Genomic DNA, 15942 nt, shown 5'->3' with positions numbered 1-15942 from the left:
CGCTATTTCCCCCAGCCTTTCCCGCCTTACTCCTAATTAGTTATACCTTTCCGATATTTATTATCACCGATCATTCTTTTGTCACCTCCCAAGCTTGCGCCAGGATAAAACAGCGAACCAGGCCCGGCATCCACGTTGTATCCGGGTCTGCAAACTTTTTGACCAAGGAACGACCATGGAACAACGCCGCTTTTCTGGTAAAAGCCACTGGTATCATGAAACCCAGTCCAGTCTGTGCCCGGCGGATGTGCTGCCTTTAGTTCCCGAAGCGGCGCAGGTTGAAGACCGCTTTCTGCTTGATTTAACGCTCTCTGAAGCGCAGCTGATTGTCGAAGCCCCGTGGCTTGATGCAGCCCGAGCCGCTTCCGACGTGCTGCTCCCGGACAGCATCCCCGTTACGCGCCTGCATACCCTCAGCAGCTATGACCGCCTGAGCACGGCGCTGACCGTCGCGCAGGTTTATGGCGTACAGCGGCTTTGTAACCACTATGCCGCTCGCCTGGCGCCGCAGCCAGGCCCCGACTCTTCCCGGGAAAGCAACCGCCGCCTGACTCAAATCACCCAGTTTGCCCGCCAGCTTGCCAGCCACCCGACGCTTATCGACGACGCCGCGCTCGCCCAACTGGACGAATGCGGTCTCTCTGTCGACGATATCGTTTCATTTACCCAGATTATCGGCTTTGTTGGCTTCCAGGCTCGCGCCATTGCCGTCTGGCAAGCCCAGCAGGGCCTGCCCGTTCGCTGGCTGCCGGGGATTAACGGGCAGCAGGACGCGGAGCCCGAGCTGTTTACGCCGCATCCTGCAAGCTGGCAGCCGGGCCTGGCGCCCGTTGAAATGCGCTATGCCCGCCCGGAACAGCTAGAAGTCTTGAGCATCAGCCAGCCGCTTCGTACGCTGCGTGATATTGCCTGGCTGCTTGCCCACGATGAGCGGGCACTTTCTTACCTCAGCCAGCTTACCCGTTTGTTCTGGCAGACCACATCGCAGCAACCAGACGATGCGCAGCTTGTGGTGATGCTGACGTCACGGATTAACGGCAGCGCCGCCTGCTTTAGCGATGCCGTGGCAGCCTGGCAGGGAGATGCCGGGTTGCCGGATGCAATGCGCAACGGCGAGCGTGCGCTTAACGCATGGAGTCACAACCATCCTCGTGAAAAAGCAATTATTCAGGCCGTGCAGCTGTTAACCCGCGCGCCGGACAGATTTAGCGCCGCGCAGCTTCAACCTTTGTATGAGCAAGGTATTAGCGAACAACAGGTGCTGAAATTACTGGTTAGTGCCGGGCTGGCCGGGTGGATAAACCGCCTGAAAATTGGCCTGGGAAATACCGCTCAAGCGCTGAATCCATAAGCCTTCCCGGCAATCAGCGCTTGCCGCAAGGTGAGGTTTCGCGTAAAACTGTCAGCCGCTCTTTTGGCCACGAAAACGAAACGATATGCTTCAGGATAACCCGCTGCTCGCGCAGCTAAAACAGCAACTGCATTCCCAGACTCCACGCGCTGAAGGCGTGGTGAAAGGCACGGAAAAAGGGTTCGGCTTCCTCGAAGTCGACGCGAATAAAAGCTACTTTATTCCGCCGCCGCAGATGAAAAAAGTGATGCACGGTGACCGTATCAGCGCCGTCATTCACACCGATAAAGATCGTGAATCCGCCGAGCCGGAAACGCTTATCGAACCTTTCCTGACGCGTTTTGTTGGCCGCGTTCAGAAAAAAGACGACCGCCTGTCGATTGTGCCGGATCATCCTCTGCTGAGAGACGCGATTCAGTGCCGCGCGGCACGTGGCGTCAGCCATGAATTCCAGAACGGTGACTGGGCGGTGGCTGAAATGCGCCGTCATCCCCTGAAGGGAGATCGTGGGTTTTATGCGGAATTAACGCAATTTATCACTTTCGGCGACGATCACCTCGCGCCATGGTGGGTGACACTGTCACGTCACAACCTTGAACGCGAAGCACCGGACGGCGTGGCCACCGAGATGCTCGACGATGGTCTGGTACGTGAAGACTTAACGTCGCTTGATTTTGTCACCATCGACAGCGCCAGCACCGAAGACATGGACGATGCGCTGTACGTTGAAGAACTGGCCGACGGCAAACTGCAGCTTACCGTGGCCATCGCCGACCCTACGGCGTGGATCGCTGAAGGCAGCAAGCTCGACGGCATCGCCAAAATTCGTGCTTTTACCAACTATCTGCCTGGCTTCAACATTCCAATGCTGCCGCGCGAGCTGTCGGACGACCTCTGCTCCCTGCGCGCCAACGTTGTCCGCCCTGTTCTCGCCTGCCGCATGACCATTGAGCAGGACGGCGCGATTGCCAGCGACATGCATTTCTTCGCCGCCAACATCGAGTCCAAAGCCAAACTGGTTTATGACGAAGTGTCTGACTGGCTGGAAGAGAAAGGTGACTGGCAGCCGCAGAGCGAAGCAATTGCGAATCAAATTCGCCTGTTGCAGCGCATTTGCCTGGCTCGCGGGGAATGGCGTCATACCCACGCGCTGGTCTTCAAAGACCGCCCGGACTACCGCTTTATTCTGGGTGAAAAAGGCGAAGTGCTGGATATCGTGGCCGAGCCTCGCCGCATCGCGAACCGCATCGTTGAAGAGTCGATGATTGCGGCTAACGTTTGTGCGGCCATCGTGCTGCGCGAGAAGCTGGGCTTCGGGATTTATAACGTTCATACCGGCTTCGATCCTGCCAATACCGAACAGCTGGCCGCTATGCTGCAAACTCACGGTATCACCGTGGATGCACAGGAAGTGCTGACCCTGGACGGCTTCTGCAAGCTACGCCGCGAGCTGGACGCGCAGCCAACCGGGTTCCTCGACAGCCGCATTCGCCGCTATCAGTCGTTCGCTGAAATTAGCACCGAGCCAGGCCCGCACTTCGGCCTTGGGCTTGAGGCTTACGCGACGTGGACTTCACCGATTCGTAAGTTCGGCGATATGGTTAACCATCGTCTTTTGAAGGCGATCATTAAAGGTGAAACCGCTGTTCGCCCGGCAGACGAAACAACGATCCAGATGGCAGAACGCCGCCGGCTGAATCGTATGGCCGAGCGCGACGTAGGTGACTGGCTGTATGCCCGCTACCTGAGTCCGAAAGCCGGTACCGATACTCGCTTCGCAGCAGAGATTATCGATGTCAGCCGGGGCGGCATGCGCGTGCGCCTTGTTGAAAACGGAGCTGTCGCGTTTATCCCTGCGCCGTTCATTCACGCGGTGCGTGATGAGCTGGTCTGCAGCCAGGAAAACGGTACCGTGCAAATCAAAGGCGAAGCCGTTTATAAAGTGACCGACGTTATCGACGTAACCATCGCGGAAGTTCGCATGGAAACCCGCAGCGTTATCGCACGCCCTGCGGCCTGATTCTGATATAACCCTTTAAAGCCGGGCGGCCCTGCCCGGCTTTTTTCTTGCCGTCCTCTCAATGTGCCGCTATTTTCGACATCCTCTGCAAAAACAAGATCTTTTCCTCTTAACCGGGGCTTTAACATCGGCTTTCTATTGCTACTATAAATAATAGATTTAGGTGATATTTTTCCCTGAGGCTCAGGAGCAAGAATGAAAGACGATTTGGAGCAGAACCTGCTTTATCGTTATCTGGGAACAACAAGCCCATACTGGCGTTTACCGGCAGACAGCAATGCCTTGCAACTGGCAGCCAGCGAAGATTCAGACACTGGTCAGGTGGTGGCGCTGGAAACCGCGCAGGCCGACGAGATTCGGCAGATGACGGTGATCACCTCCAGCTTAACCATGACGCTGTCGCTATTCGGTATAGAAGTTCCGGTACACATGGTTGGCCGCAAAGTGTCTAAACGTGAATGGGCAGGCACCGCTTCGGCCTGGCACGATACGCATTCTGTCGCACGAGACCTGGTGCAGGGGCTCTCCTTTGCCGAGCAGGTTGTCTCTGAAGCCAATTCAGTGATCGTTATTCTCGATAAGCAGGGAAACATTCAGCGCTTCAACCGGCTAAGCGAAGAGTACACCGGGATGAAAGAGCATGAGGTTATCGGCCAGAACGTCTTTAAGCTGTTTATGAGTCGTAGTGAAGCCGCTGCGTCCAGGCGTAACATCAGCGGTTTTTTTCGCAACGGCAGCTCCTATGAAGTTGAACGTTGGGTAAAAACACGCAAAGGCCAGCGGCTGTTTTTGTTTCGCAATAAGTTTGTCCATAGCGGCAGCGGCAAAAACGAGATCTACCTGATCTGCTCCGGCACCGACATTACCGAGGAGCGGCGCGCTCAGGAGCGACTGCGGGTGTTGGCCAACACGGATACCATTACCGGATTGCCTAACCGCAACGCCATTTACGACCTGATCTCTGAGGCCATTGAAAAACGCGAAGACACCCAGGTCGGCATCGTCTATCTGGATCTCGACAACTTTAAAAAAGTGAACGATGCCTACGGCCACATGTTTGGCGATCAGCTGTTGCAGGCCGTGTCGTTAGCGATTTTAAGCTGCCTGGAAGAAGGTCAGGTGCTGGCGCGCCTCGGCGGTGATGAGTTTATTGTGCTGGCAACCAACACCTCGCAAGGGTCGCTTGAGGCGATGTCTTCACGCATTTTAACCCGCCTCAAACAACCGTTCCGAATCGGTCTGATTGAGGTCTACAGCGGCTGTTCGCTGGGAATTTCCCTTGCCCCACAGCATGGTGAAGAGCGCGAGAACCTGATTCGTAATGCCGATACCGCCATGTACACCGCAAAAGAGAGTGGACGCGGCAAGTTTTGCGTTTTCTCCCCGGAAATGAACCAGCGGGTATTTGAGTATTTGTGGCTGGACACTAATTTGCGCAAAGCGCTGGATAACGATCAGTTGGTTATCCACTACCAGCCAAAGATGACCTGGCGCGGCGAAGTTCGCAGTCTGGAAGCACTGGTTCGCTGGCAGTCCCCTGAACGCGGCCTGATCCCACCGCAGGGCTTCATCTCTTACGCGGAAGAGTCTGGCCTGATTGTTCCTCTTGGGCGCTGGGTGATGGTTAGCGTCGTGCAGCAGGTGGCAAAATGGCGGGATAAGGGGATTAATTTGCGCGTGGCGGTTAACGTTTCCGCCCGCCAGCTTGCCGATCAGACGATCTTCAGCGATCTCAAGCAGGCGCTCAAAGATCTTAATTTTGAATACTGCCCGATTGACGTTGAGCTGACCGAAAGTTGCCTTATAGAGAACGAAGAGCTGGCATTATCCGTTATTAAACAGTTCAGCCAGCTCGGCGCGCAGGTTCACCTGGACGACTTCGGCACCGGCTATTCGTCGTTATCCCAACTGGCACACTTCCCTATCGATGCCATCAAGCTGGATCAGTCATTTGTGCGCGATGTGCATAAACACCCGGTGTCCCAGTCACTGGTCAGGGCCATTGTCGCCGTGGCGCAGGCGCTGAATTTGCAGGTGATTGCGGAAGGGGTTGAGAACCAAAAAGAAGACGCCTTTCTTACCAAGAACGGCGTCAACGAACGGCAGGGTTTTCTGTTTGCAAAACCAATGCCCGCAGCCGTATTCGAGCGTTGGTTTAAGCGCTATCAGTCAAGAATAAAGCGCTAGCCAGCTTTACGTAACGCCGTCGAGGTATGGCGGTTTTGCAGCTGCACCAGTCGTTCCATGTAGGCAATGTCTTTAGCCTCCAGGCTGAATGCGGCATCCACCCAATCCTCGGTGATGTCCATCAGCTCCGACCTTGGCAGCTGTAAAACCCGCTGACGCGCGCGCAGCATGGCCTTCACGCCGTTGAGCTTGGGCTGCAGGGTATCGATAAACGTGCGTGTTGCCAGATACCCATGCCCCGGCTCAAACAGCTGATCCACTAAACCATGCTGGTGGTACCATTCCGCCGTGTGGGACTCGCCTTTATAAATCAGCTCCTCCGCAAGCTTCATCCCGGACCGACGGGCTACCAATGAATAGGCACCCATGCCGGGAAAAAGGTTAAACGCAATTTCCGGGAAACCCAGCCTTGCATCACGCTGTGCCAGCAGGAAATGGTGTGCTAACGCCGCCTCAAACCCACCGCCAAGCGCACTGCCTTCAACCATCGCCAGACTGATGGCGCCGGTATCAAAACCGCGAGACGCGGCATGAACGCAATCAACGCATGCCCGTGCGTAGGCGCGCAGCGCCTCACGGCGCCCGTTACGGATAGTTTCGACAAAGAAGTCTAAATCACCGCCGGTATTGTACATTCCGGGGACTAATGAGCCGGTGACCCAGAAATCAACTTTAAATCCGGCATTCTGGACGATATATCCCAGATTCATAATTTCCTCGATGAGTCCGTGATTAAAGCAGGGACGTGGGCGGGAACGAAGCATCATCCAGACGGTACGGCGCTCTTCTTCGTAATATCCAGACAGTTGTGTAAAACGTGCAGTATCGGTAAAGAGCTTGCAGGTTGGTTGGTTGATAACTGTCATAGCCAGATCCTCATAAAATGAATGTGCGGTAGTCGCAGGATCAGACTAATCCACGGCCGTTGTTTGATGAATGTGGAGCCGTGATTAATAATTATTGCTTATATGTTGTGCGATAATTTATTGAAGGATAAGGCGAAGAATTCATCGCTCGCCCTTCTCTTTAGCGGCTATTTTTTGCATTATGGAATAATGATTCATTCGCTAACACTGACAGGATTAACAATGCCAACACTGGATCCGCAGCAGCTTGCCAAACGTATTGATACCGTGCTGGATATTTTGGTTGCCAAAGATTATGCCTCAGCGATAAACAACCTTGAGATCCTCAAGGCCGAACTGCTGAGTTTAAATAACGACGGGAATAAACCTGGCGGTGAGCAAAAAAAATCACCGTGGGAAATTTAAATCTCCTCTCTCGATAAAAGCAGCCTTAAGGAAAGGCTGCTTTTATCTTTAACGGGCCTCTGATTCCGGCCCTTGTTTTAGTCTAAAGGGTCAGTGACCCAAACGCGCCCTGCCAGTCTTTTTCAAACCCACCGATCGCCGCCGTCACCGCAGGCGTCACCAGGATTTTCTCGACCACATCAATTGGCAGCGTGATGGCTTCGCAGCCGGCCAGCAGGCATGACATCGCCTGATGAGGGGTACGGAAACTTGCGGCCAACACCTTCGCACCTGGAGCATGTAGCGTTAAGAGCTGCTGAAGATCCTGCACCATCTGAATACCGTCCCCGCCCTGCGCATCCAGGCGGTTCACATACGGCGCAACATATTCAGCCCCCGCCAGTGCAGCCAGCAAGCCCTGTGCCGCGCCATAAACCGCCGTACCAAGCGTTGGGATACCCAGTGCATTTAGCTGTTTCAGCGCCGCCAGGCCTTCCGACGTGGTCGGAACCTTTACGACAAGTCCTGGTACGCGAGCCGTCAACAGCTCCGCTTCTTGCACCATTTCATCGGCCTGACAGGCAATAACCTGCGCGAAAAGTTTACCTTCGCCGCCCAGTGCATCCTGCAGCGCGGGAAGCACTTCCCACAGGGAAATCCCGGCTTTAGCGACGATCGAAGGGTTGGTCGTCACGCCCTGCAGCGGCAGAACCCGGGCAAGACGCTTAACGGCGGCAACATCAGCGGTATCTAAATACAGTTCCATTACGCTCTCCAGAATTAGAGTCATCTCTCACTGACGGCATCATAACCTGACTGTCGATTGTTTAACTGATCAACATCAATATAACCTTCATTCGAAAGTAATTTAATTTACGAAAGAAGAAAATAGAGGCTACCATGCTGTTCAATATTCAGCGTTATTCAACTCACGATGGGCCAGGGATCCGTACGGTCGTCTTCCTTAAAGGCTGTTCCCTGGGTTGCCGCTGGTGTCAGAACCCGGAAAGCCGTTCCCGCGAATATGATGTCCTGCTGGACCACCGCCTGTGCCTGAACGGCTGCGTTCTCTGCCAGCAGGCCGCACCAGATGCCGTTTCTCGTGTTGGAGATGAGTTGATCATCGCTCGCGGCAGGCTTAACGAAGGCACGGTAAACGCGCTCCGGGACTGCTGCCCGTCGCAGGCCTTAACCGTCTGTGGCGAAGAAAAAACGGCGGACACCATTATGGCTACCGTTCTGCGCGACAAACCTTTTTATGCCCGAAGCGGCGGCGGCATAACGCTTTCCGGCGGTGAGCCCTTTATGCAGCCAGGGCTGGCACAGGAACTGTTGCAGCGCAGTAAAGAGGCTGAACTGCATACCGCAGTGGAATCCTGTCTGCATGTTCCGTGGAAATATATTGCGCCTTCACTGCCCTTTTTGGATCTGCTGCTGGCAGACCTGAAGCACGTAGACAAAGCGCGTTTTCAGCAGTGGACCGACGGCAATGCCGAACGCGTGATGGATAATTTTCGCAGGCTCGCGGCTCGCAATGTAGAAATGACGATTCGTGTACCGCTCATTCCCGACTTTAATGCTGATGAACGCTCCATTCGCGCCATCAGCGATTTTGCCGCCGACGAGATTGGCGCAACGTCCATCCATTTTCTGCCCTATCACACCTTAGGGATTAACAAATATCACCTGCTGGGTCAGCCCTATCTGGCCGCCAGCAAACCGCTTAATGCGCCAGAACTTCTTCATTTTGCCGAACAGTACGCCAGCCAAAAAGGCATGACCGCCTGGATTAGAGGATAACCATCATGACCGCACTGAACCTGAACTTGCTTAGCCCACGTATCAAGGCGCATAAAGAGGCGTTGATACATATCGTTAAACCCCCTGTCTGCACCGAACGCGCCCGCCACTACACCACCGTTTACCAGCAGCATCAGGACAAGCCGCTGCCGGTTCGCCGTGCGATGGCGCTTGCTCATCACCTGGCCGAACGTACTGTCTGGATTAAACACGATGAGCTTATCGTGGGGAATCAGGCAAGCCACGTGCGAGGCGCGCCCTTCTTCCCGGAATATACCGTTGGCTGGATTGAGAGTGAAATAGACGAACTTGGCGATCGTCCGGGCGCTGGCTTCTCGATTTCCGAGGCGGATAAAGCCGTGATGCATGAAATTTGCCCGTGGTGGCGCGGCCAGACCGTGCAGGATCGCTGCTACGGGATGTTTACCGACGAACAAAAAGCGCTGCTGGCTACCGGGATAGTTAAAGCCGAAGGCAACATGACTTCGGGCGATGCTCACCTGGCGGTCAACTTCCCGCTGCTGCTGGAGCTTGGTATTCGCGGCCTGCGAGAAAAAGTCGCGGAGCGCCGTGGGCGACTACAGCTAACCGACTGGGACGACCTGCATAAAGAGCAGTTCCTCAAAGCTATCGATATGACCTTTGTCGCTCTGAGTGACCATATCCTGCGCTACGCAGAGCTGGCGAAGAAAATGGCCGCTGAAGAAACGCGAGAGGCACGCCGGGATGAGCTGCTGGCGATTGCCGATAACTGCGAGCATATCGCCAGCAATCCGCCGGTCACCTTCTGGCAGGCCCTGCAGCTGAGCTACTTCATTCAACTGGTGCTGCAGATTGAGTCCAACGGCCACTCCGTTTCCTTCGGGCGTCTGGATCAGTACCTTTATCCGTGGTACCGCCGGGACGTTGAGTTGCAGCAAACAGCCAGCAGGGAACAAGCCATCGAACTGCTGCAAAGCTGCTGGTTGAAGCTGCTTGAGGTGAATAAAATTCGCTCCGGCTCGCATTCAAAAGCCTCCGCCGGCAGCCCGCTTTACCAGAACGTAACGATTGGTGGGCAAACGCTGGTACACGGCGTGGCGGTTGATGCCGTCAACCCGCTCTCCTACGCGATTCTCGAGTCCTGTGGCCGCCTGCGCTCCACGCAGCCTAACCTCAGCGTTCGCTACCACGCGGGCATGAGCAACGATTTCCTCGATGCATGCGTGCAGGTTATTCGCTGCGGGTTCGGGATGCCGGCGTTTAACAACGATGAAATTGTTATCGATGAATTCATTAAAATGGGTGTCAGCCGGGAAGATGCCTACGACTACGCAGCTATCGGCTGCATTGAAACCGCCGTCGGAGGGAAATGGGGCTACCGCTGCACCGGCATGAGCTTCATTAACTTTGCCCGCGTGATGCTGGCTAGCCTCGAACAGGGTCGCGACGCGACCAGCGGTAAAATATTCCTTCCTCAACAAAAAGCGCTGTCTGAAGGCAACTTCACCTCGTTTGACGAAGTGCTGGATGCATGGGATCGGCAGATTCGCTACTACACGCAAAAATCTATCGAAATCGAGTGCGTTGTAGACACCGTGCTGGAGGAAAATGCGCACGACATTCTTTGCTCGGCACTGGTGGATGATTGTATCGAACGAGGAAAAAGCATTAAGCAAGGTGGCGCAAAGTATGACTGGGTTTCAGGCCTTCAGGTTGGTATTGCCAACCTTGGCAACAGCCTTGCTGCCGTACGTAAACTGGTCTTCGAACAAGGGATAATGGGTCAGCAACAACTTGCGGATGCATTGGCCAATGACTTTGCCGGGCTGAACGGCGAGCAGCTCCGGCAGCGGTTAATCAACGGCGCGCCGAAGTACGGTAATGACGATGACGAAGTGGATATGCTGCTGGCCCGCGCCTATCAAACCTACATCGACGAGCTTGAGCAGTATCACAATACGCGTTTTGGCCGCGGCCCAATCGGTGGGACATATTACGCGGGAACATCGTCCATCTCGGCTAACGTGCCGTTCGGCGCAGCCACTATGGCGACACCTGACGGGCGCAAAGCCCGCACTCCGCTGGCAGAAGGAGCAAGCCCGGCGTCAGGCACCGACCACCTTGGCCCGACGGCGGTCATCAGTTCGGTCGGAAAACTGCCCACCACTAAGATTCTTGGTGGCGTCTTACTGAACCAAAAACTGAATCCTTCAACGCTGGACAACCCACGTGACCGTGAAAAGCTGATGTTTATGCTGCGCACTTTCTTTGAAGCACATAAAGGCTGGCACGTTCAGTACAACATTGTTTCACGTGGAACACTGTTGGAGGCAAAACAAAACCCTGATAAATACCGTGATTTAGTGGTCAGGGTAGCAGGATACTCGGCCTTCTTTACTGCCTTATCTCCTGACGCTCAGGATGATATCATAGCCCGCACGGAACATACTCTTTGACGAGAAGGCGGTGGTTAACCCCACCGCCTGACTACTGGCTGACATGAACTCAAGACAACAAATTATTCTGCAAATGGTCATCGATCAGGGCCGGGTTAGCGTGGCCTCCCTGGCGAAAACAACCGGCGTTTCAGAAGTCACCATTCGCCAGGATTTAAACCTGCTGGAAAAAAATAATTACCTGCGACGCACCCATGGTTTTGCCGTCCCGCTGGATAGCGATGACGTTGAAACCCGTATGATGAATAACTACACCCTCAAACTGCAGCTTGCGCAATATGCCGCATCGCTGGTGAATGACGGTGAAACGGTATTTATCGAGAACGGCAGCAGTAACGCCCTGCTCGCCCGCACGTTGGCGGAACAGAAAAACGTTACGCTGATCACCGTCAGCAGCTACATCGCACATCTGCTGAAAGATACCGACTGCGAAGTAATCCTGGTCGGTGGTATCTATCAGAAGAAAAGTGAAAGTATGGTCGGCCCGCTGACCCGCCAGTTTATCCAGCAGCTGCATTTCAGTAAGGCTTTTATCGGCATCGACGGCTTCTTGCCTGAAACCGGCTTCACCGGTCGCGATATGCTACGTACAGATGTGGTGAATTCGGTGCTGGAGAAAGGCAGCGAGGCTATCGTGCTGACGGACAGCAGCAAGTTTGGCAACATGCACCCTTATACGCTAGGCCCAATTGCACGCTTCAACCGTGTGATTACCGACGCGGCGATTAGCGAGGAAACCCTGGCGCAGCTTAAAGCGGCCAATCTTCAGGTCGATATCGTCGATCCTTACGCCGCCGTTTAAAGCCTTTTGCCCGTGTCGGACACGGGCTTTTCCTCTCTCAGAATTATCCCACGCTGTAATTAAGAGTTTTTACCTGTGTTAATCTCAGGGGAGATTTAGAATAGAATTTAGCGATATAACAGGGAGTAATAAACACACCTGCTGTTTTTTGAGCTTATATCGCGACATCGTTTCACGACCCGCCCGGTAAAGTGGTGAATTGTTACTATACTTAACTGAGACTGGCTTCCGTGAATCAATTATTCTGGAGAAAGTATGATGACCTTAAATAACAAAAAAGTGGCCGCTGCAATGCTGGCTATAACCCTCGCAATGTCCCTAAGTGCATGCTCTAACTGGTCTAAGCGTGACCGCAACACGGCAATCGGCGCAGGTGCCGGTGCGCTGGGTGGCGCAGTGCTGACCGATGGCAGCACGTTGGGAACCCTTGGCGGGGCGGCGGTAGGCGGTATTATCGGTCACCAGGTGGGTAAATAAGGCAGGACGCCGGCAAAAGCTAACCCGCTTTGACGAATTCATTACGTGTTAATTTTTCAGGTCTGACTAACAGCAGTTAAAATAAAAGGCCACGGTATTTACCGTGGCCCATTAATTAATATTTTAAACGGATTAACCACCCGCGAGTTTAACCTTCATTCCCTTCGCTTCCAGCAGTGACTTTATCAAATCACGCTTGTCGCCCTGGATTTCGATTACGCCGTCTTTTACCGCTCCGCCGCAGCCGCACTTCTTCTTAAGCTCGGCCGCAATGCTGGCAAGCGTCGTATCATCGGCATCGATACCGGTAATCAGGCAAACGCCCTTCCCCTTACGCCCGCTGGTTTGCTTCTGGATACGAACGATCCCGTCGCCTTTTGGACGCTGGACTTCGGTTTTAGGCTCATCAATACGGCCGATTGCCGTGGAATAGACAAGACAGCTGTTATCGTCTTTCATTATGCCTCCAGCGCCAGAGATGCGCGGATATCACGCAGCGTTCGAGCAGGATCGGCGGATTGAGTGATCGGACGCCCGATAACCATAAAATCTACGCCTGCCTGCTGAGCCTGCTGCGGCGTCATAATGCGGCGCTGGTCGCCGGCATCACTGCCTACTGGACGAATACCCGGCGTGACCAGCTTAAACTCGTGACCTAATGCAGCCTTGAAGCGAACGGCTTCCTGCGCGGAACACACTACGCCATCCAGACCGCACTCTTTTGTCAGGGTAGCCAGGCGCTCAGCATAATCCGCCGGGTTGGCATTAATGCCTAAATCAGCCAGATCGCTGGCTTCCATGCTGGTGAGAACGGTAACGGCAATCAGCAACGGAGCATCTTCACCAAAGGGAGCCAGCGCTTCTTTTGCAGCACGCATCATACGTGCGCCACCGGTAGCATGAACGTTTACCATCCACACGCCCATTTCCGCCGCGGCCGCAACCGCACGCGCGGTGGTGTTAGGGATATCGTGGAATTTCAAATCCAGGAAAACGTCAAAACCACGCTGATGCAAATCCCCCACCAGCTGCGGGCCAAACAGCGTGAACATCTCTTTGCCCACCTTCAGGCGGCAATCGCGGGGATCGATACGGTCAACGAAGGCCAGCGCGCTATCGCGGTTATCGTAATCAAGTGCAACGACAATCGGTGATTCAGTGGCAACACGGGAGGAGGATGACGCAGTTGAGTTCATGGCAAAACCTTCTGACTGTTGGGCACCAGCGCGGCGCAAAAAAGTTAAACGGCAGCATTCTACCCGCCAGACCGACAAATTCACAGCCGCGATTGTGCCCTGCTAAGCGATAGTTGCACTGAGGTGAGGTATGGGGATAATCAGAACACAATAGTATGTTGTAACTAAAGTGCAGTGTTTTAAAAAATACCGTGGACGACTACTGCCCGTCCAGCCCACGGATAGGTTTGACCGTCGACCACGCGCGGCACGATGGGCAATGCCAGTACATGGTGTAGGCGGTGAAGCCGCATTTCTGACAGCGATAGCGTGGCTTGGTGCGAATTTGTTCGCCGACCATGTCACGCAGTACCATCAGGCTCTCTTTTGCTCGCCCTTCCTCCGCCTCGTGCAGGTGGTAGTCCATCAGGCGATGGAACACTCGCATCGTAGGATGACGCTGTAGCTGACGGTTGATGTACAGCTGAGCCGTTTCTGCGCCCTCTTTTTGCTCGAGAATACTCGCCAGCATGAGTTCGGCCACCGCCCCGCTGTTTTCTTCCACACAACGTTTGAGGAAAGCTTCCCATTCATCAGGCTTGTCGAGCTGCTGATAGCAAACCTGCAGCATCTCAAGCGTTTCACTGACCAGCTCGCTGTCCTGCTCAATTACGCGCTTCAGCGAGTCCACCGCTTTTGCATACTCGCTCTTTTCCATGAAGATTCGGCCCATCATGATGGAAACCCGAGCGCAGTTTCTGTCCGCCGCCGCGCCCTTCTTCAGCAGCGACATGGCCTTATCTGAATCATCATTGCCGATATTTTGCAGCGCAAGTTCGCAGTAGAAGTGAGCGATTTCCACGCGTTGTTTATCTTTACCGAGTTTCACCAGCCTTTCAGCAACGTCAATAGCCTTCTGCCAGTCGCTGGTTGCCTGGTGAATTTGCAGCAGCTGCTGCAGCGCGCTAACCCGGAAGTCGGTCTCGTCGATAAGCTGGCTGAACATGTCTTCCGCGCGATCATAAAGCCCGGCGGCCATGTAGTCTTTGCCAAGCTGCTGAACGGCAAGCAGGCGCTGGTCATAGTTCAGCGACGCGCTTTCCATCAAGGACTGGTGGATACGAATGGCGCGATCAACTTCGCCACGCTGGCGGAAGAGGTTGCCTAGCGTAAGGTGGGCTTCGACGGTGCCGGTGTCCTCTTTGAGCATATCGAGGAACAGATCGACCGCTTTGTCCTGCTGGTTGGCCAGCAGGAAGTTCACCCCCGCCACGTAGTCGCGAGAAAGGCGGCTGGCTTCCTGCTGTTTGTCTTGTAACGCACTTCTGCGCCCCATGTACCAGCCATAAGCGGCCGCAACGGGTAACAGCAGAAACAGCAGTTCCAACATAGAGGCTTATTCCTTCACAGCCGGCACAACGGGTGCCGAAACATCAGCGGCGGGAGTTACCTGCTGCTCAAGACGTTTAATTTTGCGCTCGGCACGGGCCAGCGAAACGCGGACTCGCAGCCAGAACAGACCGCAGATCAGCCATCCAATGATAAAGCCTGCGGCAAACAGCGTGGCCAGCAGAGTTGAAACACGATACTCGCCCTGCGCCAGCAGGTAGTTAAAGTTCACCACCTGATCGTTTTGTGCCCCCAGCGTGACGGACACCACGAAGATGGCAAGTACCAGTAAGAAAATGAATAAATATTTCACATTACATCCCGTTATGTGGTCACAGAGGACTCAGCCAGGCCAAAAGTGAATCCCGGAGGTATAAATTACCATTTCAGGCGAAACCGGGGAATCCAAAAACCACCGCCAATTCATAAGAAATGGGGGTTAAAACACTATTCTCAAGTTTTTTCGCTTCGTTCGGCTATTTCCTGGGCTTCTTCAACCTGTGGCGTAAGCGGACCACACCAGCGCTGAGCAAGCCAGGTCGCCAGTATCACCAACAGAGCGGAGATAACCGTGGCCACGGCTAAATCACGCGGCCAGTGCATTCCAAGCATCAGACGGCTTCCCATAACACCCGTTGCCCATACTAATAAAACCACAAGGGTAAACGTCCGCCTGCGAGGCCAAAGCAACCCTACGCCCAAAAGCGCCCAGCTGGCAGCGAACATCGTATGGCCCGAGGGAAACGCAAACCCGGTCTCAAACTGCCAGTGATTACGCAACCAGACGGGGATCTCTTGCTGCCCATCAAGCTGTTCCTTGACCAGTTCAGCACGCTGTGTTCGCTTTAAATTGTAGAACTCGTCGGTAGGGATATGGTGAGTTTTTTCGAGCCACGCGACAAACGGGCGAGGTTCCTGCACTTTATTCTTAATAACAGACTTAATGCCCTGACCGATAAGGATAGCAGCCGCGAGGATAGCAAATAACATCAGCGCAGGTTTAAGCCGATAACGCAGGCACCACAGAAACCACACGCACAAAACAACATGGGT

The 15942-nt window shown here is 54.3% G+C and carries 15 protein-coding genes; 8 read left to right on the top strand and 7 right to left on the bottom strand.

Translation table 11 applies throughout. From position 1 onward, the window contains the following. The first annotated feature begins 175 nt into the window (after positions 1 to 175). The 3 genes from VGM55_RS05085 (at position 176) to pdeR (ending at position 5558) form a co-directional block, all read left to right on the top strand. Positions 176 to 1351, top strand: a complete 1176-nt coding sequence (locus tag VGM55_RS05085) for a CMD domain-containing protein (protein WP_331634793.1) — start codon at positions 176 to 178, stop codon at positions 1349 to 1351. 85 nt (positions 1352 to 1436) lie between these two features. Beyond that, positions 1437 to 3371 (top strand): exoribonuclease II, encoded by a 1935-nt coding sequence (locus VGM55_RS05080; RefSeq protein WP_331634792.1) that lies wholly within the window; start codon positions 1437 to 1439, stop codon positions 3369 to 3371. A gap of 195 nt (positions 3372 to 3566) precedes the next feature. After that, positions 3567 to 5558, top strand: coding sequence for a cyclic di-GMP phosphodiesterase (gene pdeR, locus VGM55_RS05075; protein ID WP_154186890.1), 1992 nt, complete (start codon positions 3567 to 3569; stop codon positions 5556 to 5558). On the opposite strand, the gene VGM55_RS05070 is transcribed toward pdeR, so the two are convergent. Then, entirely contained in the window at positions 5555 to 6424 is an 870-nt protein-coding gene (locus VGM55_RS05070) for a crotonase/enoyl-CoA hydratase family protein (protein ID WP_154186889.1), read from the bottom strand. The two genes, pdeR and VGM55_RS05070, sit on opposite strands and share 4 nt — an antisense overlap. A 222-nt stretch (positions 6425 to 6646) precedes the next feature. On the opposite strand from VGM55_RS05070, the gene VGM55_RS05065 reads away from it, so the two are divergent. After that, positions 6647 to 6829 (top strand): hypothetical protein, encoded by a 183-nt coding sequence (locus VGM55_RS05065; protein WP_154186888.1) that lies wholly within the window; start codon positions 6647 to 6649, stop codon positions 6827 to 6829. An 82-nt stretch (positions 6830 to 6911) separates the two neighbouring features. Here the strand turns inward: VGM55_RS05065 and fsa are convergent, their stop codons facing one another. Then, positions 6912 to 7574 (bottom strand): fructose-6-phosphate aldolase, encoded by a 663-nt coding sequence (gene fsa / locus VGM55_RS05060; RefSeq protein ID WP_154186887.1) that lies wholly within the window; start codon positions 7572 to 7574, stop codon positions 6912 to 6914. Between the two features lie 134 nt (positions 7575 to 7708). On the opposite strand from fsa, the gene VGM55_RS05055 reads away from it, so the two are divergent. From VGM55_RS05055 to osmB, 4 genes are all read left to right on the top strand, one after another. Then, positions 7709 to 8608, top strand: a complete 900-nt coding sequence (locus VGM55_RS05055) for a glycyl-radical enzyme activating protein (RefSeq protein ID WP_331634791.1) — start codon at positions 7709 to 7711, stop codon at positions 8606 to 8608. 5 nt (positions 8609 to 8613) lie between these two features. Then, positions 8614 to 11046 (top strand): formate C-acetyltransferase/glycerol dehydratase family glycyl radical enzyme, encoded by a 2433-nt coding sequence (locus VGM55_RS05050; RefSeq protein ID WP_331634790.1) that lies wholly within the window; start codon positions 8614 to 8616, stop codon positions 11044 to 11046. A gap of 43 nt (positions 11047 to 11089) precedes the next feature. Then, complete coding sequence (locus VGM55_RS05045) at positions 11090 to 11848, top strand: DNA-binding transcriptional regulator YciT (RefSeq protein WP_154186884.1); 759 nt, start codon at positions 11090 to 11092, stop codon at positions 11846 to 11848. 258 nt (positions 11849 to 12106) lie between these two features. Beyond that, complete coding sequence (gene osmB / locus VGM55_RS05040) at positions 12107 to 12325, top strand: osmotically-inducible lipoprotein OsmB (RefSeq protein ID WP_008461331.1); 219 nt, start codon at positions 12107 to 12109, stop codon at positions 12323 to 12325. Positions 12326 to 12457: 132 nt separating this feature from the next. Here the strand turns inward: osmB and yciH are convergent, their stop codons facing one another. The 5 genes from yciH to pgpB form a co-directional block, all read right to left on the bottom strand. Continuing rightward, positions 12458 to 12784 carry a stress response translation initiation inhibitor YciH gene (gene yciH / locus VGM55_RS05035; RefSeq protein ID WP_331634789.1) on the bottom strand — a complete coding sequence of 109 codons (327 nt, stop codon included), beginning with the start codon at positions 12782 to 12784 and terminating at the stop codon, positions 12458 to 12460. Then, positions 12784 to 13521, bottom strand: coding sequence for an orotidine-5'-phosphate decarboxylase (gene pyrF, locus VGM55_RS05030; RefSeq protein WP_154186882.1), 738 nt, complete (start codon positions 13519 to 13521; stop codon positions 12784 to 12786). Before pyrF ends, yciH begins: the two co-directional genes overlap by 1 nt. Positions 13522 to 13720: 199 nt before the next feature. Next, the gene (gene lapB, locus VGM55_RS05025) at positions 13721 to 14890 is read right to left on the bottom strand and encodes a lipopolysaccharide assembly protein LapB (protein WP_331634788.1); all 1170 of its coding nucleotides are present in this window, start codon (positions 14888 to 14890) and stop codon (positions 13721 to 13723) included. Positions 14891 to 14896: 6 nt separating this feature from the next. After that, complete coding sequence (locus VGM55_RS05020) at positions 14897 to 15202, bottom strand: LapA family protein (protein WP_331634787.1); 306 nt, start codon at positions 15200 to 15202, stop codon at positions 14897 to 14899. Positions 15203 to 15342: 140 nt separating this feature from the next. Further along, the coding region (gene pgpB, locus VGM55_RS05015; RefSeq protein ID WP_331634786.1) for a phosphatidylglycerophosphatase B at positions 15343 to 15942 on the bottom strand (600 nt) is incomplete at its 5' end.

This window comes from Cedecea sp., assembly GCF_036500665.1.
Taxonomy (GTDB): Bacteria; Pseudomonadota; Gammaproteobacteria; order Enterobacterales; family Enterobacteriaceae; genus Cedecea.
Note: the sequence above shows the minus strand (reverse complement) of the source record. Positions and strands in the feature narration are given on the sequence as shown.

Bases quoted from the DNA above. Each gene is read 5' to 3' on its own strand.
- lapB (WP_331634788.1), bottom strand. From the start codon at position 14,890: ATGTTGGAACTGCTGTTTCTGCTGTTACCCGTTGCGGCCGCTTATGGC.
- VGM55_RS05080 (WP_331634792.1), top strand. From the start codon at position 1,437: ATGCTTCAGGATAACCCGCTGCTCGCGCAGCTAAAACAGCAACTGCAT.
- pdeR (WP_154186890.1), top strand. From the start codon at position 3,567: ATGAAAGACGATTTGGAGCAGAACCTGCTTTATCGTTATCTGGGAACA.
- VGM55_RS05065 (WP_154186888.1), top strand. From the start codon at position 6,647: ATGCCAACACTGGATCCGCAGCAGCTTGCCAAACGTATTGATACCGTG.
- VGM55_RS05055 (WP_331634791.1), top strand. From the start codon at position 7,709: ATGCTGTTCAATATTCAGCGTTATTCAACTCACGATGGGCCAGGGATC.
- pyrF (WP_154186882.1), bottom strand. From the start codon at position 13,521: ATGAACTCAACTGCGTCATCCTCCTCCCGTGTTGCCACTGAATCACCG.
- VGM55_RS05085 (WP_331634793.1), top strand. From the start codon at position 176: ATGGAACAACGCCGCTTTTCTGGTAAAAGCCACTGGTATCATGAAACC.
- osmB (WP_008461331.1), top strand. From the start codon at position 12,107: ATGACCTTAAATAACAAAAAAGTGGCCGCTGCAATGCTGGCTATAACC.
- VGM55_RS05070 (WP_154186889.1), bottom strand. From the start codon at position 6,424: ATGACAGTTATCAACCAACCAACCTGCAAGCTCTTTACCGATACTGCA.
- VGM55_RS05045 (WP_154186884.1), top strand. From the start codon at position 11,090: ATGAACTCAAGACAACAAATTATTCTGCAAATGGTCATCGATCAGGGC.
- yciH (WP_331634789.1), bottom strand. From the start codon at position 12,784: ATGAAAGACGATAACAGCTGTCTTGTCTATTCCACGGCAATCGGCCGT.
- VGM55_RS05050 (WP_331634790.1), top strand. From the start codon at position 8,614: ATGACCGCACTGAACCTGAACTTGCTTAGCCCACGTATCAAGGCGCAT.
- fsa (WP_154186887.1), bottom strand. From the start codon at position 7,574: ATGGAACTGTATTTAGATACCGCTGATGTTGCCGCCGTTAAGCGTCTT.